Consider the following 18,807-nt stretch of genomic DNA (forward strand, 5'->3'; position numbering starts at 1 on the left):
GTGATCTGATCACCGGGGCCGTCGCTCACCCGTCCGGTTTCCGGTGCGTTCCGAATGTCTGGGGAACCGAGGCAGTGTGACCAAGCCGATGATTCGTCAGCGAGCCGAACGGTTATACGAGGAGCTGGGGTCGGCCGGTTGTCCGCGAGGGGAGTCGATACACACGATGACAGCACACCACCAGGTCGCTCGACCACAGCGAAGCGCGTATGACGTCGAGTGACACCGTGCTGGTGGACGGGCGGACCCGACACTACGGCGAGTTCTACGGCGTCACCGAGGCGCCGATGAACGATGACGAGCAGCTGCTCGTCGTCTGGGGAAACTGCCAGGCCGAAGCGCTGCGGATCGTGCTGTCCAGCTCCCCGGACCTTCCGTTCCGCACCATTCGAGTCCCACCGGTCCACGAACTCGAGTCCACCGACATCGCTCATGTCGAACGCCTCGTCCGCCGGGCCGCGGTCATCGTCTCTCAGCCGGTACGTGCCCGATACCGGGGGCTCCCGATCGGTGGACCCGACCTCGCGGAGATGGCACCGGCCGCGACCGTCGTGGTGTGGCCGGTCATCCGCTACGGCGGGTTGTTCCCGTTTCAGGTCATCGCCCGACATCCCGCGCAACCGTCCGCGGTACCCGCTGCTGTTCCCTACCACGATCTCCGGACCGTCCTGGCGGTCAGAGCCGGCCGGACCCGCTTCGACGAATGGGATGTCGAGGTCTCCGCCGACCGCTTCCGGGAGGCCGCACAGTGGAGTGTGGCCCAGCTCGAGGTCCGCGAGCGGCGGCACTGCGACGTCGGGATCTCCGACATCCTGCTCGACGTCGGGGCCGACGCCGCACATACGATCAACCATCCCGGCAACCGGGTACTACTGACCCTCGGCGGTCGGATTCTCGAGGCGCTCGGGGCGTCGGCGCCGGTCCCGCCGTCACGCGACCTGCTCGGCAACATCCGGGCGCCGCTGGAACGACGGGTGATCGACGCGCTCGGTATCCAGGCGACCCCGCGAGCGTCCTGGGACGTCGACGGTGCGGAGCTGACCGAGGAAGAGGTGCACCGCAGTCAGATGCAGTGGTACGCAGAGCATCCCGAGTTCATCGACGCCGTGCTGGACCGGTACGGCGATCTCGTCGAGATCCTGGGAATGTCATGACGAGCCCAGTGGGGCACCTCCTCGTCGGACCCCGCTCGCACGGTGTGGTGCGGTATGCCCAGTCTGTCTTCGACGCGGTGACGGCCCAGGGTGGCGATCATCGACTGGTACACCTCCGCACGCGCTGTGCCGGCGTGTCCTCGGTTCTGGCCGAGTGCGCACACGTGCACATGCACGTGACCGACCGTCTGTTCGGACACACTCCGTTGCGAGCGCGCGACAACCTGCTCGCCATGATTGCGGGGCTCCGACGCCCGGTCTCGGTGACGTTGCACGATCTGCCGCAGCCCTCGGATGGACGGGCGATGCCGGCCCGCATCGAGTTCTTCCGGGCGGTGGCCCGATCCGCCGCGGGCGTGATCGTGTCCAGCCGACACGAGGCGTCGCTCTTCGCCGAGTATGTCGACGCGTCGATCGAGGTGGAGGTCGTGCCGCTGATGTTCGACGCCGTCCGTGCCCACAAGCCCTCGGACTCAGACGAATTGACCGTCGGTGTGCTCGGCTACCTGTATCCGGGGAAGGGTCACATCGAGACGCTCCGAGCGATGGCCGGTCTCGATCCGTCGGTCGGTTTCGTGGCGCTCGGAACTCCGTCGCCCGGCCACGACGATCTCGCCGACGACCTCGCGAAGCTCGCCGCGGACACGGGGAGGCGATGCACGATCACCGGCTACCTGACCGACGACGAACTCCGCCGGGCGTCGGCCGACGTCACGGTTCCGGTCGCATACCACCGGCACATGTCGGCATCCGGCTCCATCAATTCCTGGATCTCGGCCGGACGTCGTCCACTGGTTCCGCGGACCGCCTACACCGAGGAACTCGCCGCTCGGTCGCCGGGCGTGCTCACGATGCACGACAACAACGACGCGGCGCTTCGGGCCGCCATCGAGAAAGCGTTCGCGCATCCGGAAGCCACGTGGATCGATGCGGCGGTGTCGCCGTCGCCGACCGCCGCCGACGTCGGTCGAAGCCACGAGATGTTGCTGCGGCGGTGGAGTGCGTGACGGTCGTCGGACTCGACGATGGCCGGACCATCGTGCCCGACAATCGCTGGGACCTAGTCGGGAATCCTTCGTCGAGACCATTGGTGAGCGTCGTGATCCCGTATTACGAGCAGCCACATCAACTCTCATTGGTCCTCGAGGCGTTGACGGCGCAGACCTACCCGCCGGATCGACTGGAGGTGGTGGTCGCCGACGACGGATCGAGAGTTCCCCCGGATGTGAGCGCGTGGACCTCCCGGTTGACCATCACCGTGGTCAGGCAGGAGGACAGGGGATTTCGGGCCGCCGCCGCCCGCAACCTGGGAGTCGCGGCGTCGAACGGCTCGGTTCTGTGTTTCCTCGACGCGGACACGGTTCCGACCGCCGGCTACATCTCTCACATGGTCCGACTGGCCGCCGCGGTGCCGGACGCGCTCGTGGTCGGCCGACGCAAGCACGGGGACCTGAACCAGGTCGAGCCGCGGACGGTGGTCGAATGGCTGTCCGCCCAGCGGCATCTCGAGGTCGCGCACGACCATGAACCCGAGTGGCTGGTCAACGCCTATGACCGCACAGCCAACCTCCTGCTCCCGGGCTGGGACGGCTACAAGTACATGATCAGCGCGGTGATGAGCTGTAGCCGGGAGCTGTTCGACGATGTAGGAGGATTCGACCCGTCCTTCGTCGGGTACGGGGGAGAGGACTGGGAATTCGCGAACCGGGCTTTCATGATGGGTGCGGTGTTCGTTCACGAACCCGACGCCGTCGCCTGGCACGACGGACCCGACTGGGCCGAGCGTGCGGTGCCCGAACGGATCTCGGAGAAGAACGCCGAAGCGCTCGCTCTCGCGCCCCTCATCACCGATCCGGCGGCCCGGACCGCCGGGCTGCTGTATCCGATCCCGGACATCGTCGTGCTGGTGTCGACGGACGGCCACACCGCGGCTTCGCTGCTGCACACCGTCGGCAGCGCCCTGCGCGGGTCCGATGCCGCCGCCTGGCTTGTCGGGGACGACGCCGAAACGCTGGTTGCTCAGCTCGGAGTCCGTGATTCGCGAATCCGGATCGGTGGCCCGGACGCGTCGACGCTGTCGCGGTGCAGGTTCGTCGTCGAGGTTGCCGGGCCCGTGGTCTTCTCCGCTGATTCGCTCGCGCTCCTCGCGACGCGCGTCGCACCGGGGGAGGGTGGCCAGGTGACGGTGGACTTCGGCGGGTTGCGGCCGGCGTCGGTCACGCTCACGGCGTCGCGTGCACGACACCGTGTCCGACGCTGGGCGGAGCACACCGACCTGGGTGCCGATGAGCTCCTGAGGCGTCTGTTCGGGGTCCGGACAGTGCGTTGCGACGATGTCGGGATCGGCGTCGGCGGCTGCGAACCGGCGTTGGCCTGGTGAGTGTGCCGAGCCGCCGCAAAGCGGGCGGTGATCAGGTCGTTTCTGGTGCCCCCGGTCAGACTCGAACTGACACTGGACGGGTTTTGAATCCGTTGCCTCTGCCAATTGGGCTACGGGGGCCAGTGCGCGGGTTGCCCGCGCCGGGAACCAACTCTAGATGATCGGCCGAGCGGCCTGCCAACCGGTACTCTGCGTGCACACAGACGTGGCGTCAGCGACGTGGAGGAGGGGATGGTGACGGTGACCGACAGTGCGACGACCGCAGCTGGTGAGACCACGACAACACACCGCGTGCTGGTGGCCGAGGACGATTCGCTGATCCGGATGGATCTGATCGAGATGCTGCGTGAAGAGGGCTACGACGTCGTCGGCGAGGCGCCGAACGGGCAGGTCGCCGTGGAATTGACCGAGTCGCTGGCCCCCGACCTCGTGATCATGGACATCAAGATGCCGGTGCGCGACGGTATCGATGCGGCGACCGAGATCGCCGAGAAGCGACTCGCCCCGGTCGTCATGCTGACCGCGTTCAGCCAACGCGACTTCATCGACAAGGCGCGCGACGCCGGTGCCATGGCCTATCTCGTCAAGCCGTTCACGAAGGCCGATCTGGTGCCGGCCATCGAGGTGGCGGTGAGTCGCTACCAGGAGCTCAAACAGCTCGAGCGTGAGGTCGCGACCATGAACGAGCGGCTGGAGACCCGCAAGCTCGTGGAGCGGGCCAAGGGCCTGCTCATGGAGAAACAGGCTCTGTCCGAACCGGAGGCCTTCAAATGGATACAGCGTGCGGCCATGGACCGTAGGACCACCATGAAAGCCGTTGCGCAGGTTGTCGTCGAGACGCTCGGCAGCGACTGACCCAGAACCACTGGACGGCGCAATGCCTGTGCGCGCAAACCAGTTTCACTGTCTTTACGCAGCCGCAACAAGATCGCGCTAGCTTTTCTCCTGCGAGGCGCGGTTCGCCGTACCGGTGATGCGCCGCTTTCGTGACAAACGCCGAACGCACCGGCCGACCGCCGAACGCGCAGGCCAGACGCAAGGAGAGCATCGATGTCCGTACGCTTTTTGAGGAGCGGGGCAGTGGTCGTGACCGCGGCGGCGACGCTGGTGATCGCGGGCTGTAGCAGTTCAGATTCGGGTTCCGACGGCGGTTCCGAGGCGTCGTCGAGTGCCGCCGTCGAGTCGACCCCCGCACCTCCGGGCCTCGGCCTCGCACAGAAGCTGGCGTGCAACCCGCCCAAGGCTGTCCCCGGCCCGGCGAGCACGGCCGCACTCAAGGTCGGCACCCTGCTCCCGGCGACCGGTTCGCTGGCCTTCCTCGGACCGCCCATGGAGGCGGGCGTGGAGCTCGCGATCAAGGACATCAATGCCGCCGGCGGGGTTCTCGACCAACCCGTCGAGCTCGTCACCGGTGACTCTGGAGACACCACGACAGACACGGCCAACGCCACCGTCGACCGCGAACTCAGCGCCGGAACGCAGGTGATCATCGGTGCCGCGTCGTCCTCGGTGTCGTTGAAGGTGATCGACAAGGTCGCCAATGCGGGTGCGGTCATGTTCTCGCCCGCCAACACCTCCGACGAATTCACCTGTTACGAGGACAAGGGGCAGTACTTCCGCACCGCACCGGCGGATACCCTCCAGGCGCAGGCGCTCTCGCAGACGATGGCCGAAGACGGCGTGCAGCGCGTGTCGATCCTCGCGCTCAACGACCCGTACGGAACCGGACTGGCCGACAACACCGTTCGCGATCTCGAGGCCGCGGGTGTCCCGGCCGACCAGATCCAGAAGATCATCTACGACCCGAACGCCCAGTCGTTCAACGCCGAGGTCGATCAGGTGAAGAACTTCAACCCAGACGGCATCGCGGTCATCGGTTTCGAGGAGAGCGCCAAGATCATCACACGTATGCACGAGGTGGGCATCGGCCCGAGCGACGGCAAGCTCGTCTACGGTGTCGACGGCAACATGGGCAACGCCCTCGGTGAGGCCGTCGGTCCGGGCCTGCTCGCCGGTATGAAGGGCACCACGCCGCTCACCCAGACCAGCGGTGACTTCCAGGCGGCCCTGAAGGAGGTCGACGGCGATCTCATCGACTTCAACTACTCGGGTGAGAGTTACGACGCCACGGTGCTGAGTGCACTCGCGGCCACCGCGGCCAAGTCGACCGACGGCCGCGCGATCGCGGCAAACATCATCGGGGTGACCAACGGCGAGGAGAACTGCGACTCCTACCAGGCCTGCCTGGACCTGCTGAACGGTGGCAAGACGATCGCCTACGTCGGCAAGACCGGCAACCTGGCGTTCAACGCAGCCGGTGAGCCGAGTGTCGGCTCGTACGGTGTGTTGGAGTTCGACGACGCCAACAAGCTGCTCACCCCGACGCGCAAGTACGTCTCGGTCGCGGCGCAGTAAGACCCGCACACGACGAGACCCCCGGCTTCGGCCGGGGGTCTCGTCGTCGGTGCGGTCGGCGGGGGAAGTGCCGTCGGGACGGGCCTATGACCTCAGTTCTTCTCGGAGCTGCCCGCGAGCGTGCCGAGGTAGAGCTCGATGATCTTGGGGTCGGTGGCCAGGTTGCGGCCGGTGTCCGTATAGGCGTTGCGGCCCTGGTCGAGGACATACCCGCGGTCGCAGATCTGCAGGCACCGCCGGGCGTTCTGCTCGACCATGATGATCGAGACGCCGGTCGCGTTGATGGCCTTGCAGCGGATGAACACCTCGTCCTGGAACATCGGGGACAGACCGGCCGACGGCTCGTCGAGCAGCAGTACCGCCGGGTCCATCATCAGCGCACGGCCCATCGCGACCATCTGCCGTTCGCCGCCGGACAGCGCACCCGCCTTGATCTTTCGCCGTTCCGAGAGCAGCGGGAAGAGTTCGGACACGAAGTCGAATCGCTTGGCGAAGGTCTTGGGCCGCAGATAGACGCCCATCTCGAGATTCTCCTCGATCGTCAACGCGGAGAACACATTCTGTGTCTGCGGGACGTAACCGACACCCTTGTCGACGAGAACATGGGCCTTTGCCGAGGTGATGTCGTCGCCACGGAGGGTCACCGAACCCTTGCGCACCGGGATCAGTCCGAACAGGGTCTTCAACAGCGTCGACTTCCCGGCACCGTTGGGGCCGATGATCCCGACGATCTCCCCGTCACCGAGGTAGAAGTTGCATTCCTCGAGGATGTTGATGCCGGGCAGGTAGCCGGCGGTGATGTCGTCGGCCCGCATCAGGGCGTCGCCGGCCAGCTTGCGGTGCTCCTCGGCGGTGGCCGCGAGTTGCGCGGGCGTCAGCTGTCCGGGACCGGGGTCGGTGCTCATCGTCCGTCCTTCGTGTCGGGGGTCGCCGAGGGCAACTCGGTGACCTCGGAGAGATCGCCGCCCTCCTCCAGCGTGGCCTCGATGGCCGCCTCGACCTTCTCCGCGAGGACCGCGGTGGCGCCCACCGGCCGGCCCTGATCGTCGAACTCCAGGGCCTGGTCGTGATGCCCGCCGAGGTACGCGTCCACGACGGCGTCGTTGTCGCCCAGGCGATCCGGGAGCGACTCGGCGATGATCTGACCCTGGGCCATCACGACGACCCAGTCGCTGATGTCGCGGATGACGTCCATGTCGTGTTCGACGAAGACGACCGTGACCCCTTCGTCCCGCAGCGACTTGATGTGTTCGAGCAGACTCTGGGTGAGGGCCGGGTTGACGCCCGCCATGGGCTCGTCGAGCATCACGATCTCGGGGTCGGTCATCAGGGCGCGCGCCATCTCCAGCAGCTTGCGCTGCCCGCCCGACAGGGAGCCGGCGAAGTCGTCGGCCTTGGCGTCGAGCTTGAAGCGCCGGAGCAACTCGTGTGCGCGTTCGGTGACCTCGGCCTCCTGTCTGCGCCACACCCAGGGCGCGAGTGCGGCGAGGAAATGCTCGCCCCGCTGCCCGGTCGCGCCGAGTCGGACATTGTCCAGCACAGTCAGTTTCGCGAGCGCCTTGGTGAGCTGGAAGGTGCGCACCATGCCACGGCGGGCCACCTGATGCGGAACCATCCGGCCCAGGGAGTCGCCGTTGAGCGACCACGTGCCCGAGTCGGGCTTGTCGAAGCCGGTGATCAGGTTGAAGAAGGTGGTCTTGCCCGCGCCGTTGGGGCCGATGAGGCCGGTGATGGCGCCGCGCTGCACCTCGAGATGATCGACCTGCACCGCCTTGATGCCGCCGAAAGTACGGGAGATGTTGTCCACCACGATGATCGGATCGGGTTTGGGCGAACCCGACTCGGCGGCCACACCGGCGAACAGCTGGGCACGCTCGGTGGCCGAGAGCGCGGTGAGGTCCCGGCGCGTCGCCCGGATGGCCGCAGTACCCGTGTAGGCGGAGTCGTCAGGCATCGAGCTGCACCTCCCTCTTGTTCCCGAGCAGGCCCTGCGGTCTGAACACCATCATCAGGATGATCGCCAGACCGAGCAGAACGTAGCGGAATGCGCCGACCTGCTGCGCGGACAGATTCAACAGCGGGTCGTCGCCGGACGTGGCCTGCCGCAGCAGTGCGTCGGGCACGGCGAGGAGGAACCAGAACAACATGGCACCGAGCACCGGACCGAACACCGTCGCCGCCCCGCCGAGGATCAGCGCGCCGTAGGCGAAGAACGTCTGTGCGGTCGAGTAGAAGTCGGGATTGATCGACTGCGTCGCAAAGGCATTGAAGACACCCGCGAGGCCGCCGATGCAACCGCCGAGTACCAGGGCCTGCATCTTGTAGAAGTAGGCGTTCTTACCCAGCGAGCGGGCGGCGTCCTCGTCCTCGCGCACCGCCTTGAGGACGCGGCCCCACGGACTGCGGACCAGCAGATACACCATCACACACAGCAGGCCGACGACGATCCAGCCGACCACCATCGACCACAGGTCGCCGCCGAGGAACTTGACCCCGAGGAACGAGTACTGCTTGCCGTTGTCGAACGGGCTGATGGAGAAGAAGCTGCCCGCGTATCCGTAGATGCCGTTGGTGGAGCGGGTGAAATCGTCGGTCGACGTCGAACGGAAGACCAGACGCAGGATCTCCGATGCGGCGATGGTGACGATCGCCAGATAGTCCGCGCGCAGTCGGAGGGTCGGGAGGCCGAGCACCACGGCCAGCATCCCGGCCGCGGCGATGCCGATGATGGCGCCGAGCCACAGGGGCTGGTCGTAGTTCACCGCCATGATGCCGACGCCGTATCCACCGAGCAGTGCGAAGGCGATCTGGCCGAAGTTGAGCAGGCCGGCGTAGCCGAAGTGCAGGTTCAGGCCGATGGCCAGCAGGGCGTAGAAGATCGCCGACGGGCCGATCAGCTGGGCGATCGCTATCTGGAGCGCTGAGATGATGTCCATGGGTCAGCCGATCCTCGCTCGAGATCCGAGAATGCCCTGGGGCCGGATGGTCAGGATGATGATCAGGATCAGCAGCCCGCCGATGTATTTCAGGTCGGGACTGACGATGTAGGTCGACAACTGGACCAGCAGACCGACGATGACACACCCGAGCAGTGCGCCGTAGGCCGTGCCGAGTCCGCCGAGTGTGATGCCGGCGAACATCAGCAGGAGCAGCTTGAAGCCCATCTCCCACTGCACCCGGCCGCCGAGTTCGGAGAGCGCGAACATCACGCCGCCGAGTGTCGCCAGACCGCCGGCCAGGGCCCACACGAACAAGATGACCCGGTCGACGTCGATACCCGACGACTCGGCGAGATCCTTGTTGTCGGCGACCGCTCGCATGGCCTTGCCGATCCTGGTGCGCTGCAACAGCAGTGCGACGCCGAGCAGGACCACGATGCTGATGATGATGCAGGCCAGGTTGACCGGTGTGATCGCGAACGGACCCGAACCGATCTGGGTCTGCGCCTGATAGTCGTCGAACGGTTCGGCGCGATCGGAGAAGAAGATCAGGATCAGGTAGCGAAGCACCAGCGACAGGCCGATCGACACGACGAGCATGGCGATCAGCCCGGTTCGTCGTCTTCGCAACGGTCTCCACAGACCGAGCTCGTTGAGGATGCCGATACCGATACCGACGATCACCGCCAGGATCGTCGCCGGGATCAGCTGGACGCCGAGCTTGACGTTGATCACCCATGCGATCACCGCGCCGAGCGTCACCAACTCGCCGTGCGCGAAGTTCGTCAGCCCGGTCGTGCCGAAGATGAGGCTGAGACCGACGCCGGTGATCGCGATGATCAAGCCGAACCGTATGCCGTCGATGGCCAGCCGTGTCAGCTCGGAGACTGCCGACACCTCGGTGCCGGTGCGGACATCGCCGAAGGAGAAGATGACCGGTCGCGCGGTGCCACCGCTGACGTCGACGGGCAGCTCCGCCTTCTGGACCTCGACGCCGTCGGGGAGTGAGTCGGTGTTGATGACGATCGTGTACTGGCCGGGTGGCACGTTGATGGACCACGCACCCGTGGCCGACGAGGTCGCGGTGCCGACAACGGTTCCGGACGCGTCCTTGGCCTCGAGTTCGACGCCGGCGACCTTGTCCGTACCGTTGCGCAGCACGCCGAAGACGCGGACCGAGTCGCCGGGCGCGGCCGCGGCCGGGGAGGCGCCGAACAGCCCGAACAGCATCGACGCGGCGAGAAACACCAGCATCGCGATCGCCGACCGGCGCATCGGTGGAAGGTGGCCAGACGGATGGCTCTCGCGATCGGGACGGTCGTCGAGAGCACATCGTGGCGGCGTCTGCGGCACGGTGCCGGCGCGTTGCGATGTCACCCTGCGGGACATTAGCGCCAGCGTCGTCACCACGTGGCGACAACGACGTTTCCCGGAGGTAACTTCTCCCCGACGCTGCCCAGTCGGGAAGTCGCGATGTGCTGTCGGAGACCCGATCCGGGTCGTACGCTGGTCCGATGGTCCCGGTCAGCGTGTCCACCACCACAGACGTCGAACTCGCCGCTTCGTTGCTGGCACAGGCCTTCGCCGACGACCCGGTGACGGTCTGGATGCAGCCCGACACGGCGCGGCATCTCATCATGTTCCGCACCCTGCTCAAGTACAGCCACGGCCCGAATTCGACGCTCGATCTCGCGATGCGTGACGGGCAACCGGTCGGTGCCGCCGCCTGGGATCCCCCGGGCCACAAGGTCTCGGCCCTGTCGCAGATGGTGTCGATGGTCGGCTTCTTCCGGGCGATGGGCTCGCGGATGAGCCGCGGGATGAAGCTCGAGGAGGAGTTCGGCAAACGACGTCCCAAGGAGCCGCACTGGTACCTCGGTCAGATCGGGGCGCCGGTGCACGGGGTCGGGGTGGGCACGTCTCTCCTGGGGCATCGACTCGAGCAGATCGACGGACCCGCCTACCTCGAGTGCTCGAACGTCCGCAACGTGCCGCTCTACGAGCGGTTCGGGTTCAGCGTGACCGAGGAGTTCGAACTGCCGCTCGACGGCCCCAAGGTGTGGTCCATGTACCGGCCCCTCCCGTGAGAGGCCGAGTGTGAGGAGTCCGGCAGGCTGTGTCGGGGGCGGTCACTAGACTCGGCGATTGTGAGTCCAGCGCAGAGTTCCCCGGCAACGACCCCAGCCAAGGCCACCGGATCGACGGGCAAGGCGGCACCCGGCGCCAAGGGCAAGACCAAGCAGCCGGTGTTGATGCTGCTCGACGGGCACTCCCTGGCGTACCGGGCGTTCTTCGCGCTCCCGGCGGAGAACTTCAAAACCCATTCGGGGCAGACGACCAACGCCGTCTACGGCTTCACCTCGATGCTCATCAACCTGCTGCGCGATGAGGAGCCCACGCACATCGCCGCGGCCTTCGACGTCTCACGCAAGACGTTCCGGTCGGAGATGTATCCGGAGTACAAGGCGCAGCGGTCCAAATCCCCGGACGAGTTCAACGGCCAGGTCGATCTCACCAAAGAGGTCCTGGACGCGCTGGGTGTCTCGGTGCTGGCCATCGAGGGTTACGAGGCCGACGACATCATCGCGACCTTGGCGACGCGGGCCCGGGAGGACGGATACAAGGTCCTGATCGTCACCGGCGACCGCGACTCGCTGCAGCTCGTCGACGCCTCCACCACGGTGCTCTATCCGCGCAAAGGCGTGTCGGACCTCACGCGGTTCACGCCCGAGGAGGTCGAGAAGAAGTACGGTCTCACTCCCACCCAGTACCCCGATTACGCCGCGCTGCGCGGTGACCCCAGCGACAACCTGCCGGGTATACCCGGAGTCGGGGAGAAGACCGCCTCGAAGTGGATCCGCGAGTACGGGTCGCTCGCGGCCCTCGTCGATCACGTCGACGAGGTCAAGGGCAAGGTCGGCGACGCATTGCGCGCTCATCTGGCGTCGGTACAGACCAACCGACAGCTCACCGAGCTCGTCCGGGACATGCAGCTGCCGACGTCCCCCGACGACCTGGCCATGGTCGGGTGGGACCGGGACCGCATCCACCAGCTGTTCGACGACCTGGAATTCCGGGTCTTGCGAGACCGTCTCTTCTCGACGTTGAGTTCGGTCGAACCCGAGGCGGAAGCAGGTTTCGATCTCGACGGTGCGGTCCTGGGTGCCGGTGAGGTCGCCGGATGGCTGACCGAGCATGCGCGCACCGGTCGCGTCGGTCTCGCCGTCACCGCCCCGCATGTCGTGGTCGGGGCGGACCCGACCGGGGTGGCGGTCGCGGCCGCTGATGGGACCTCCGCCTATGTCGATGTGACCGCGCTGAATCCCGAAGACGAGGCGGCACTGGGGGATTGGTTCGCCGACCCGTCCGCGCCGAAGGCGGTTCACGAGGCGAAATGGGCCGTACACGCGCTGCGCTCACGCGGCTGGAAGCTCGACGGTGTCACCAGCGACACATCGCTCGCGGCCTACCTGGTCCGACCGGGACAACGGACGTTCAACCTCGACGACCTCGCGCTGCGCTACCTGCGTCGTGAACTGCGCGCCGACGGCGGCCCGGGCGACGGCCAGATGTCGTTGCTCGACGACGATTCGGACGGGCGGGTGGCCGAACAGCACATGCTCGAGGCGCGGGCGGTCCAGGAACTCGCCGACACGCTCGACACGGAACTGGACCGGATCGACTCCAAACCGCTGCTCACCGAGATGGAACTGCCGCTGTCGTTCGTGCTCGCCGATGCCGAGGCCGCGGGCATCGCCGTCGACGTCGATCATTTCGGTGCCCTCGAGCGGATGTTCGCCGACCGGATCCGCGCCGCGGCCGAGGCGGCCTACGAGGTCATCGGAGAACAGATCAACCTCGGTTCGCCGAAACAGTTGCAGACCATTCTCTTCGACAAGCTGGACATGCCGAAGACGAAGAAGACCAAGACCGGCTACACCACCGACGCCGACGCGTTGCAGTCGTTGTACGAGAAGACCGAGCATCCCTTTCTCGCACACCTCCTCGAGCACCGCGACGCGACGCGGCTGAAGGTCACTGTCGACGGGCTGCTGAAGTCGGTCGCGGACGACGGACGTATTCACACGACGTTCAATCAGACGATCGCCGCGACGGGACGCCTCTCGTCCACCGAACCGAATCTGCAGAACATCCCGGTGCGTACCGAGGCGGGCCGCGAGATCAGGCGCGGCTTCATCGTCGGCGCCGACACCGCGACCGGTGTGCCCTACGACTGCCTCATGACCGCCGACTACAGCCAGATCGAGATGCGGATCATGGCACACCTGTCGGAGGACGCCGGCCTCATCGAGGCCTTCAACACCGGGGAAGACCTCCACAACTTCGTCGGGTCACGGGCCTTCGGGGTGCCGATCGACGAGGTCACCACCGAGATGCGCCACCGGGTGAAGGCCATGTCGTATGGACTCGCTTACGGGCTCAGCGCATTCGGGCTCGCCGCCCAGCTCAAGATCAGCCGCGACGAGGCCAAGGAGCAGATGGAGGCGTACTTCGCGCGGTTCGGCGGGGTGCGCGATTATCTGCACGACGTGGTCGCCGAGGCCCGCCGAAACGAGTACACCGCAACACTGTTCGGTCGCCGGCGGTATCTGCCCGATCTGAACAGCGACAACTGGCAGCGCCGGCAGGCCGCAGAACGGATGGCGCTCAACGCTCCCATCCAGGGCACCGCCGCCGACATCATCAAGGTCGCGATGATCAACGTCCACAAGCGCCTCGCAGCTGAAGGGCTCACGTCGCGAACACTTCTCCAGGTCCACGACGAACTCGTGATCGAGGTCGCCTCGGGTGAGCGGGAGGCCGTCGAGGCCGTTGTCCGGGAAGAGATGGGCAATGCCATCACCTTGTCCGTCCCGCTGGAGGTGTCGGTCGGGTTCGGACGCTCCTGGGACGACGCAGCTCACTGATGGGTGACCGGGACAGAGAGTTCGGAGTCCTCGTCGGGGACGGGATCGGACCCGAGATCGTGCCGGCGGCGGTGACGATCGCCGAGGCTGCCGCTCGTGCGGAATCGATCGAGATCAGTTGGCAGCACTTACCTTTCGGGCTGTCTGCGATCACCTCGCACGGCGATCCGGTGCCGGCGGAGACGCTGACGGCCCTCGACGAGCTCGGCTTCTGGATCGTCGGCCCCCACGACTCGGCGGCGTACCCGCCGGGTCATGGGGACCGCACGCCGGGAGCGGTCCTGCGAACCCGGTACGACCTGTTCGCCAATCTCCGTCCCGCCCGGGCATTTCCGGGTGTTCCGGCGCTCCGGCCGGACATGGACGTCCTGGTCGTGCGGGAGAATTCCGAGGGCTTCTACGCCGATCGCAACATGGCGGTCGGCAGCGGCGAATTCATGCCGACACCCGACGTGGCACTGGCGGTCGGGCTCGTCACACGCGCGGCGTCGGAGCGAATCGCGCGAGTCGCATGCGCCGCCGCGATCGAGCGTGCGGGTTCCGACCGGCAGCCGCGGTTGACCATCGTGCACAAGGCGAACGTCCTGCGCATGACCACCGGCCTGTTCCGGGATGCATGCCGCGACATCGCCGCCGGGTTCCCCGAGATCGAGGTGTCCGAGCAACACGTCGATGCCATGGCGGCCCTGCTGGTTCGGCGTCCCGCGGACTTCGACGTCCTCGTCACCGAGAACCTCTTCGGCGACGTCCTGTCCGACCTCGCCGGCGAGCTCGCCGGTTCGCTGGGCATCGCCGGTTCGGTCAACAGCTCGGAGTCCCGCGTGATGGCGCAGGCGTCGCACGGTGCCGCACCCGACATCGCCGGGCGCGGCATCGCGAACCCGGTCGCGATGATCGCCTCGGTGGCCATGGGTTTCCAGAGGTACGGGCAGATGACCGACGACGCGGCCCTCGTCGCGGTCGGTGCCCGGATCGACGCCGCTGTCGCCGACACGCTCGCGCACACCGCGACCCGCGACCTGGGCGGCGAGGCGAGCACCGCCGAGTTCGCCGACGCGGTGGTCCGGCGGATCGTCGAGCGGTGAGCTCTGCGAGCGGACTGGGAAATAATCCGTTGTGCTCGGAGCGCGCCCGATTACTGCTCCCTGAGGAGGCCGGAGCTTGCGGAGGCCGTCACGAAGGGTCTTGGTGAGATGCGTCGCCAACCCTTCGTGGCTCGTCGCTTGCGCTCCTCGCACCTCAGGGAGCAGAGGAGGGCATCGCTTGCACAACATAGACCAGCGGTTTGTTGTTCTTTCGTTTTGGGGAGCAATGGTTTGCGGGACTCTCGGATTGAGGGAGCGGAAACAGGCGCGCACACGCGTGAACGGTGGGTGGCGAGCCGGGGCGCGGCGGGCGAACTACAGTGAGTTGGTGCGATCGGCCGGACGAAGGGTAGTGGTGTGACGCGGGTGGCTCGTTGGCTCGGCGTCCTGCTCGCCGTCCTCGTCGTCGTGACCGGATGCGTGGACAACGAGGCGCGGGAGCGCGCCGGTCAGGTCGTGCCGATCGACGTCGACGTCGCGACGGTGCCGGAGATCGCCGCGCTGGTCCCACCGGAGATCGCGCGCACCGGACGCCTGATCGTCGGGGTCAACATCCCGTACCAGCCGAATGAGTTCAAGGACGCATCGGGAAGGATCATCGGCTACGACGTCGACCTGATGAACGCCGTCGGCAAGGTGCTCGGACTCGTACCCGATTACAAGGAGTCCCAGTTCGACACCATCATCCCCTCGGTTCAGGCCGGGACCTACCAGCTGGGGATGTCGTCGTTCACCGACACCCTCGAGCGCGAGAAGCAGGTCGACTTCGTGACCTACTACAGCGCGGGCGTGCAGTGGGCGCAGGSGAGCGACAACGACGACGAGATCGACCCCGACAACGCCTGCGGGCTCCGGGTCGCGGTGCAGACCACCACCTACGAGGACACCGACGAGGTTCCCGCCAAGAGCGCGGCGTGTGTCGCTGCGGGGAAACCGGCGATCGACAAGGTCCGGTTCGACAGCCAGGACGAGGCCGTCAACGCACTGATCCTGGGTCGGGTGGACGCGATGTCGGCCGACTCGCCGGTCACGGCCTACGCGATCAAACGCACCGACGACCGTCTGAAGCCCGCCGGCGGGGTCTTCGACTCCGCGCCGTACGGGTGGCCGGTGCGGAAGGGCTCACCGCTCGCGCCCGCACTGCAGCGGGCCGTGCAGTACCTGATGGACAACGGACAGTACGAAGAGATCGCGGCCAACTGGGGCCTCGAGGAGGGCATGATCGATGTCTCCGTCATCAACGGCGCGGTGAGCTGACATGACGTCACCGCACAGCACCGCCGCGTCACCGCCGGGCGAACCCGAACCGATCGAGGCGGTTCCGCTCCGTCGTCCCGGACAGTGGGTCGCGGCGGTGATCATCACCGTGTTGGGCGCACTGTTCATCTACGGTGCCGCCACCAACGAGGCCTACAGCTGGGGCACGTACGGCAACTATCTCTTCGACTCGCGCATCCTGTCGGGGGTCGGTTACACCCTCGCTTTGACCCTGCTGTCGATGGCCATCGCCATCGTGCTCGGCGTCGTCCTCGCGATCATGCGGTTGAGCCCGAACCCGGTGTTGCGCGGCACATCGTGGGTGTATCTGTGGATCTTCCGCGGCACCCCCGTGTATGTGCAGCTGGTCTTCTGGGGCCTGTTCCCGGCGATCTACAAGCAGATCGACCTCGGCATACCGTTCGTGCACCAGTTCGTGTCGCTCGACATCCAGACGCTCAACGCCGCGTTCCTCTTCGCGGTCATCGGACTCGGCCTGAACGAGGCCGCGTACATGGCCGAGATCGTCCGCGCCGGTGTGTCCTCGGTCGGTGAGGGACAGACCGAGGCGTCGGTGGCACTGGGTATGTCGTGGGCGCAGACCATGCGACGAACGGTGCTGCCCCAGGCCATGCGGGTGATCATCCCGCCCACCGGCAACGAGCTGATCAGCATGCTCAAGACCACGAGCCTGGTGGCGGCGGTGCCGCTCACCCTCGACCTCTACGGACGGCAGCGGGACATCTCGGGCGTGATCTTCGAGCCGATCCCGCTGCTTCTCGTCGCGTCCACGTGGTACCTCGTCATCACCAGTGTCCTGATGGTGGGCCAGTACTACGTGGAGCGCTATTACGCGAAGGGCGCGACCCGGCAGCTGACGGCGCGGCAACTCAAGACGATGGCCGACGGCGCGGCCACGGCGCCCGGCGGCGCCGCCGGGCCGGCAGGGGGAGAGAAGGCATGAGTCCCGCAGAAGACACGGCCGTACCGGCCGCCGGCGGATCGCCGCCGCCGATGGTGGTGGCCGACCGGGTCTGCAAGAGCTTCGGTTCGGTCCAGGTCCTCAAGGGAATCTCGCTGGAGGTGGCGCGCGGCGAGGTGCTGTGTCTCATCGGTCCGTCGGGATCGGGGAAGTCCACATTTCTCCGCTGTGTGAACCACCTCGAAGTCGTCAACGCCGGCCGGCTCTACGTCGACGGTGATCTGATCGGCTACCGGGAACGCAACGGCAAGCTCCACGAGATGAGCGCCAAGGACGCGGCGACCCAGCGACGCGACATCGGCATGGTGTTCCAGCATTTCAATCTGTTCCCGCATCGCACGGCCCTCGAGAACGTGATCGAGGCGCCGATGCAGGTGAAGGGTCAGTCGCGTTCGGAGGCGGTCGACAAAGCCCGCTACCTGCTGGACCGGGTCGGCCTGTCCGACCGGGCCGACGCCTATCCGGCCCAGCTGTCGGGTGGCCAGCAGCAGCGTGTCGCCATCGCGCGTGCGCTCGCGATGGACCCCAAACTCATGTTGTTCGACGAACCCACCTCGGCGCTCGACCCCGAACTCGTCGGTGATGTCCTGAAGGTGATGCGTGAGCTGGCTGCGTCGGGCATGACCATGCTGGTCGTCACGCACGAGATGGGGTTTGCCCGGGAGGTCGCCGACCAGCTCGTGTTCATGGACGGCGGCGTCGTCGTGGAGAAGGGGAACCCTCGTCAGGTCCTCGCCGATCCGAGAGAACAGCGCACCCGGGAGTTCTTGTCGAAGCTGCTGTGAGCGCCGCTAGTCGGCCTTGTGGCTGCAGAAGATGGCTGTTCCCGGAAAGTAGCTGCCGCGCAACGGGCTCCATTGCCCCCAGGTGCGGTCGAAACCGTCCGGCCACTCGGGTTCGATGATGTCGTCGAGAACGAACCCGGCGGCCCGGAGTTCGCGAACACGGTCACCGATGGTGCGGTGGTGCTCGACGTAGGTCAACGTTCCGTCGGCATCGGTCTCGGTGTACGGCGTGCGGTTGAAATAGGGGATCCGTACGGTCAGGCCCTCCGGCCCGGGATCGTCGAGGAACATCCAGCGCATCGGGTGATTGACGGCGAAAACCCAACGCCCACCGGGTTTCAGCACTCGTGCGACCTCGCTCATCACGCCGGCCGAGTCGGCGACGAACGGTACCGCGCCGAAGGCCGAACACGCGGCGTCGAACGACGCGGCCGCGAAGGGCAGGGTCTCGGCGGTCGCCTGGACGAGCGGGACCCGCACGCCTTCCGCCGCCATCGCGTCGAGTCCGATGCCCAGCATCCGCCGCGACAGGTCGACGCCGACTGCGCGCGCGCCGTGCGCGGCCAGCCATCGGGCACAGGGCGCCGAACCGCAGCCGATTTCGAGGATGTCCTGGTCCTCGATGTCCCCCAGGAGCCGAACATCGGCCTCGCGTAGACCCTCCGGACACCACACGAAATCTCCGCCCGCGGCATGGGCACCGAGGAAGTCGCCGTGCTCGACGTGATAGTTCTCCGCGTCGTGATCCCACCACCACCGGCTGGCACGGTCACTGGTCGCGGAGTCGACCTCGCCGAGGATCCTCGGGGGACGGCTCGACCCCGGGCCGTTCGATGTGGTTTGTTCGGATTCCGCCTGGTTGGGGGACATCCTGCGATGATA

At 66.7% G+C, this 18,807-nt stretch carries 16 protein-coding genes and 1 tRNA gene; 11 read left to right on the plus strand and 6 right to left on the minus strand.

The genetic code is table 11. The annotated features are described in order from the left end of the window. Positions 1 to 209: 209 nt before the first annotated feature. Genes A9310_RS21975 through A9310_RS21985 form a run of 3 tightly spaced genes read left to right on the plus strand, consistent with a single transcriptional unit; the run spans position 210 to position 3,534 of the window. Positions 210 to 1,154, plus strand: a complete 945-nt coding sequence (locus tag A9310_RS21975; RefSeq protein ID WP_065632379.1) for a WcbI family polysaccharide biosynthesis putative acetyltransferase — start codon at positions 210 to 212, stop codon at positions 1,152 to 1,154. Then, positions 1,151 to 2,161: a hypothetical protein gene (locus A9310_RS26055; protein ID WP_065632380.1), complete on the plus strand. Its 1,011-nt coding sequence runs from the start codon at positions 1,151 to 1,153 to the stop codon at positions 2,159 to 2,161. Before A9310_RS21975 ends, A9310_RS26055 begins: the two co-directional genes overlap by 4 nt. Next, complete coding sequence (locus tag A9310_RS21985) at positions 2,158 to 3,534, plus strand: glycosyltransferase family 2 protein (protein WP_065632381.1); 1,377 nt, start codon at positions 2,158 to 2,160, stop codon at positions 3,532 to 3,534. Before A9310_RS26055 ends, A9310_RS21985 begins: the two co-directional genes overlap by 4 nt. A gap of 43 nt (positions 3,535 to 3,577) precedes the next feature. Here A9310_RS21985 and A9310_RS21990 read toward each other — a convergent pair. Beyond that, positions 3,578 to 3,654, minus strand: a tRNA-Leu gene (locus A9310_RS21990). Positions 3,655 to 3,765: 111 nt separating this feature from the next. On the opposite strand from A9310_RS21990, the gene A9310_RS21995 reads away from it, so the two are divergent. Together A9310_RS21995 and A9310_RS22000 are read left to right on the plus strand one after the other, a co-directional pair. After that, on the plus strand, positions 3,766 to 4,389 hold the full coding sequence (locus tag A9310_RS21995; protein WP_065632411.1) for an ANTAR domain-containing response regulator: 624 nt from the start codon (positions 3,766 to 3,768) through the stop codon (positions 4,387 to 4,389). Positions 4,390 to 4,584: 195 nt separating this feature from the next. Next, positions 4,585 to 5,949 (plus strand): ABC transporter substrate-binding protein, encoded by a 1,365-nt coding sequence (locus A9310_RS22000; protein WP_058251839.1) that lies wholly within the window; start codon positions 4,585 to 4,587, stop codon positions 5,947 to 5,949. Between the two features lie 92 nt (positions 5,950 to 6,041). On the opposite strand, the gene A9310_RS22005 is transcribed toward A9310_RS22000, so the two are convergent. The 4 genes from A9310_RS22005 to A9310_RS22020 are packed head-to-tail and all read right to left on the minus strand — an operon-like array spanning position 6,042 to position 10,163. Further along, positions 6,042 to 6,854: an ABC transporter ATP-binding protein gene (locus A9310_RS22005; RefSeq protein WP_065632382.1), complete on the minus strand. Its 813-nt coding sequence runs from the start codon at positions 6,852 to 6,854 to the stop codon at positions 6,042 to 6,044. After that, positions 6,851 to 7,903, minus strand: a complete 1,053-nt coding sequence (locus A9310_RS22010) for an ABC transporter ATP-binding protein (protein ID WP_065632383.1) — start codon at positions 7,901 to 7,903, stop codon at positions 6,851 to 6,853. The genes A9310_RS22005 and A9310_RS22010 overlap by 4 nt, the downstream gene beginning before the upstream one ends. Then, the gene (locus A9310_RS22015; protein WP_058251842.1) at positions 7,896 to 8,885 is read right to left on the minus strand and encodes a branched-chain amino acid ABC transporter permease; all 990 of its coding nucleotides are present in this window, start codon (positions 8,883 to 8,885) and stop codon (positions 7,896 to 7,898) included. The genes A9310_RS22010 and A9310_RS22015 overlap by 8 nt, the downstream gene beginning before the upstream one ends. Positions 8,886 to 8,888: 3 nt before the next feature. After that, positions 8,889 to 10,163, minus strand: a complete 1,275-nt coding sequence (locus A9310_RS22020; protein ID WP_254661314.1) for a branched-chain amino acid ABC transporter permease — start codon at positions 10,161 to 10,163, stop codon at positions 8,889 to 8,891. Positions 10,164 to 10,402: 239 nt separating this feature from the next. Here A9310_RS22020 and A9310_RS22025 point away from each other — a divergent pair, with 239 nt between their 5' ends. From A9310_RS22025 to A9310_RS22050, 6 genes are all read left to right on the plus strand, one after another. Beyond that, a complete protein-coding gene (locus A9310_RS22025; protein WP_058251877.1) occupies positions 10,403 to 10,975 on the plus strand; it encodes a hypothetical protein in 573 nt (190 codons plus the stop codon). A gap of 60 nt (positions 10,976 to 11,035) precedes the next feature. Beyond that, positions 11,036 to 13,816 carry a DNA polymerase I gene (gene polA, locus A9310_RS22030; RefSeq protein ID WP_065632384.1) on the plus strand — a complete coding sequence of 927 codons (2,781 nt, stop codon included), beginning with the start codon at positions 11,036 to 11,038 and terminating at the stop codon, positions 13,814 to 13,816. Further along, entirely contained in the window at positions 13,816 to 14,901 is a 1,086-nt protein-coding gene (locus tag A9310_RS22035) for an isocitrate/isopropylmalate dehydrogenase family protein (protein WP_065632385.1), read from the plus strand. The genes polA and A9310_RS22035 overlap by 1 nt, the downstream gene beginning before the upstream one ends. Positions 14,902 to 15,258: 357 nt before the next feature. Continuing rightward, positions 15,259 to 16,158 (plus strand): ABC transporter substrate-binding protein, encoded by a 900-nt coding sequence (locus A9310_RS22040; protein WP_065632386.1) that lies wholly within the window; start codon positions 15,259 to 15,261, stop codon positions 16,156 to 16,158. A gap of 1 nt (position 16,159) precedes the next feature. Beyond that, positions 16,160 to 17,122 (plus strand): amino acid ABC transporter permease, encoded by a 963-nt coding sequence (locus tag A9310_RS22045; protein WP_065632387.1) that lies wholly within the window; start codon positions 16,160 to 16,162, stop codon positions 17,120 to 17,122. Then, entirely contained in the window at positions 17,119 to 17,925 is an 807-nt protein-coding gene (locus tag A9310_RS22050; RefSeq protein ID WP_302621832.1) for an amino acid ABC transporter ATP-binding protein, read from the plus strand. The genes A9310_RS22045 and A9310_RS22050 overlap by 4 nt, the downstream gene beginning before the upstream one ends. A gap of 6 nt (positions 17,926 to 17,931) precedes the next feature. Here A9310_RS22050 and A9310_RS22055 read toward each other — a convergent pair whose 3' ends face one another. Continuing rightward, on the minus strand, positions 17,932 to 18,795 hold the full coding sequence (locus A9310_RS22055; RefSeq protein ID WP_065632388.1) for a class I SAM-dependent methyltransferase: 864 nt from the start codon (positions 18,793 to 18,795) through the stop codon (positions 17,932 to 17,934). Between the last annotated feature and the right edge of the window lie 12 nt (positions 18,796 to 18,807).

Source organism: Gordonia sp. UCD-TK1 (genome assembly GCF_001691435.1).
Lineage (GTDB): Bacteria > Actinomycetota > Actinomycetes > Mycobacteriales > Mycobacteriaceae > Gordonia > Gordonia hongkongensis.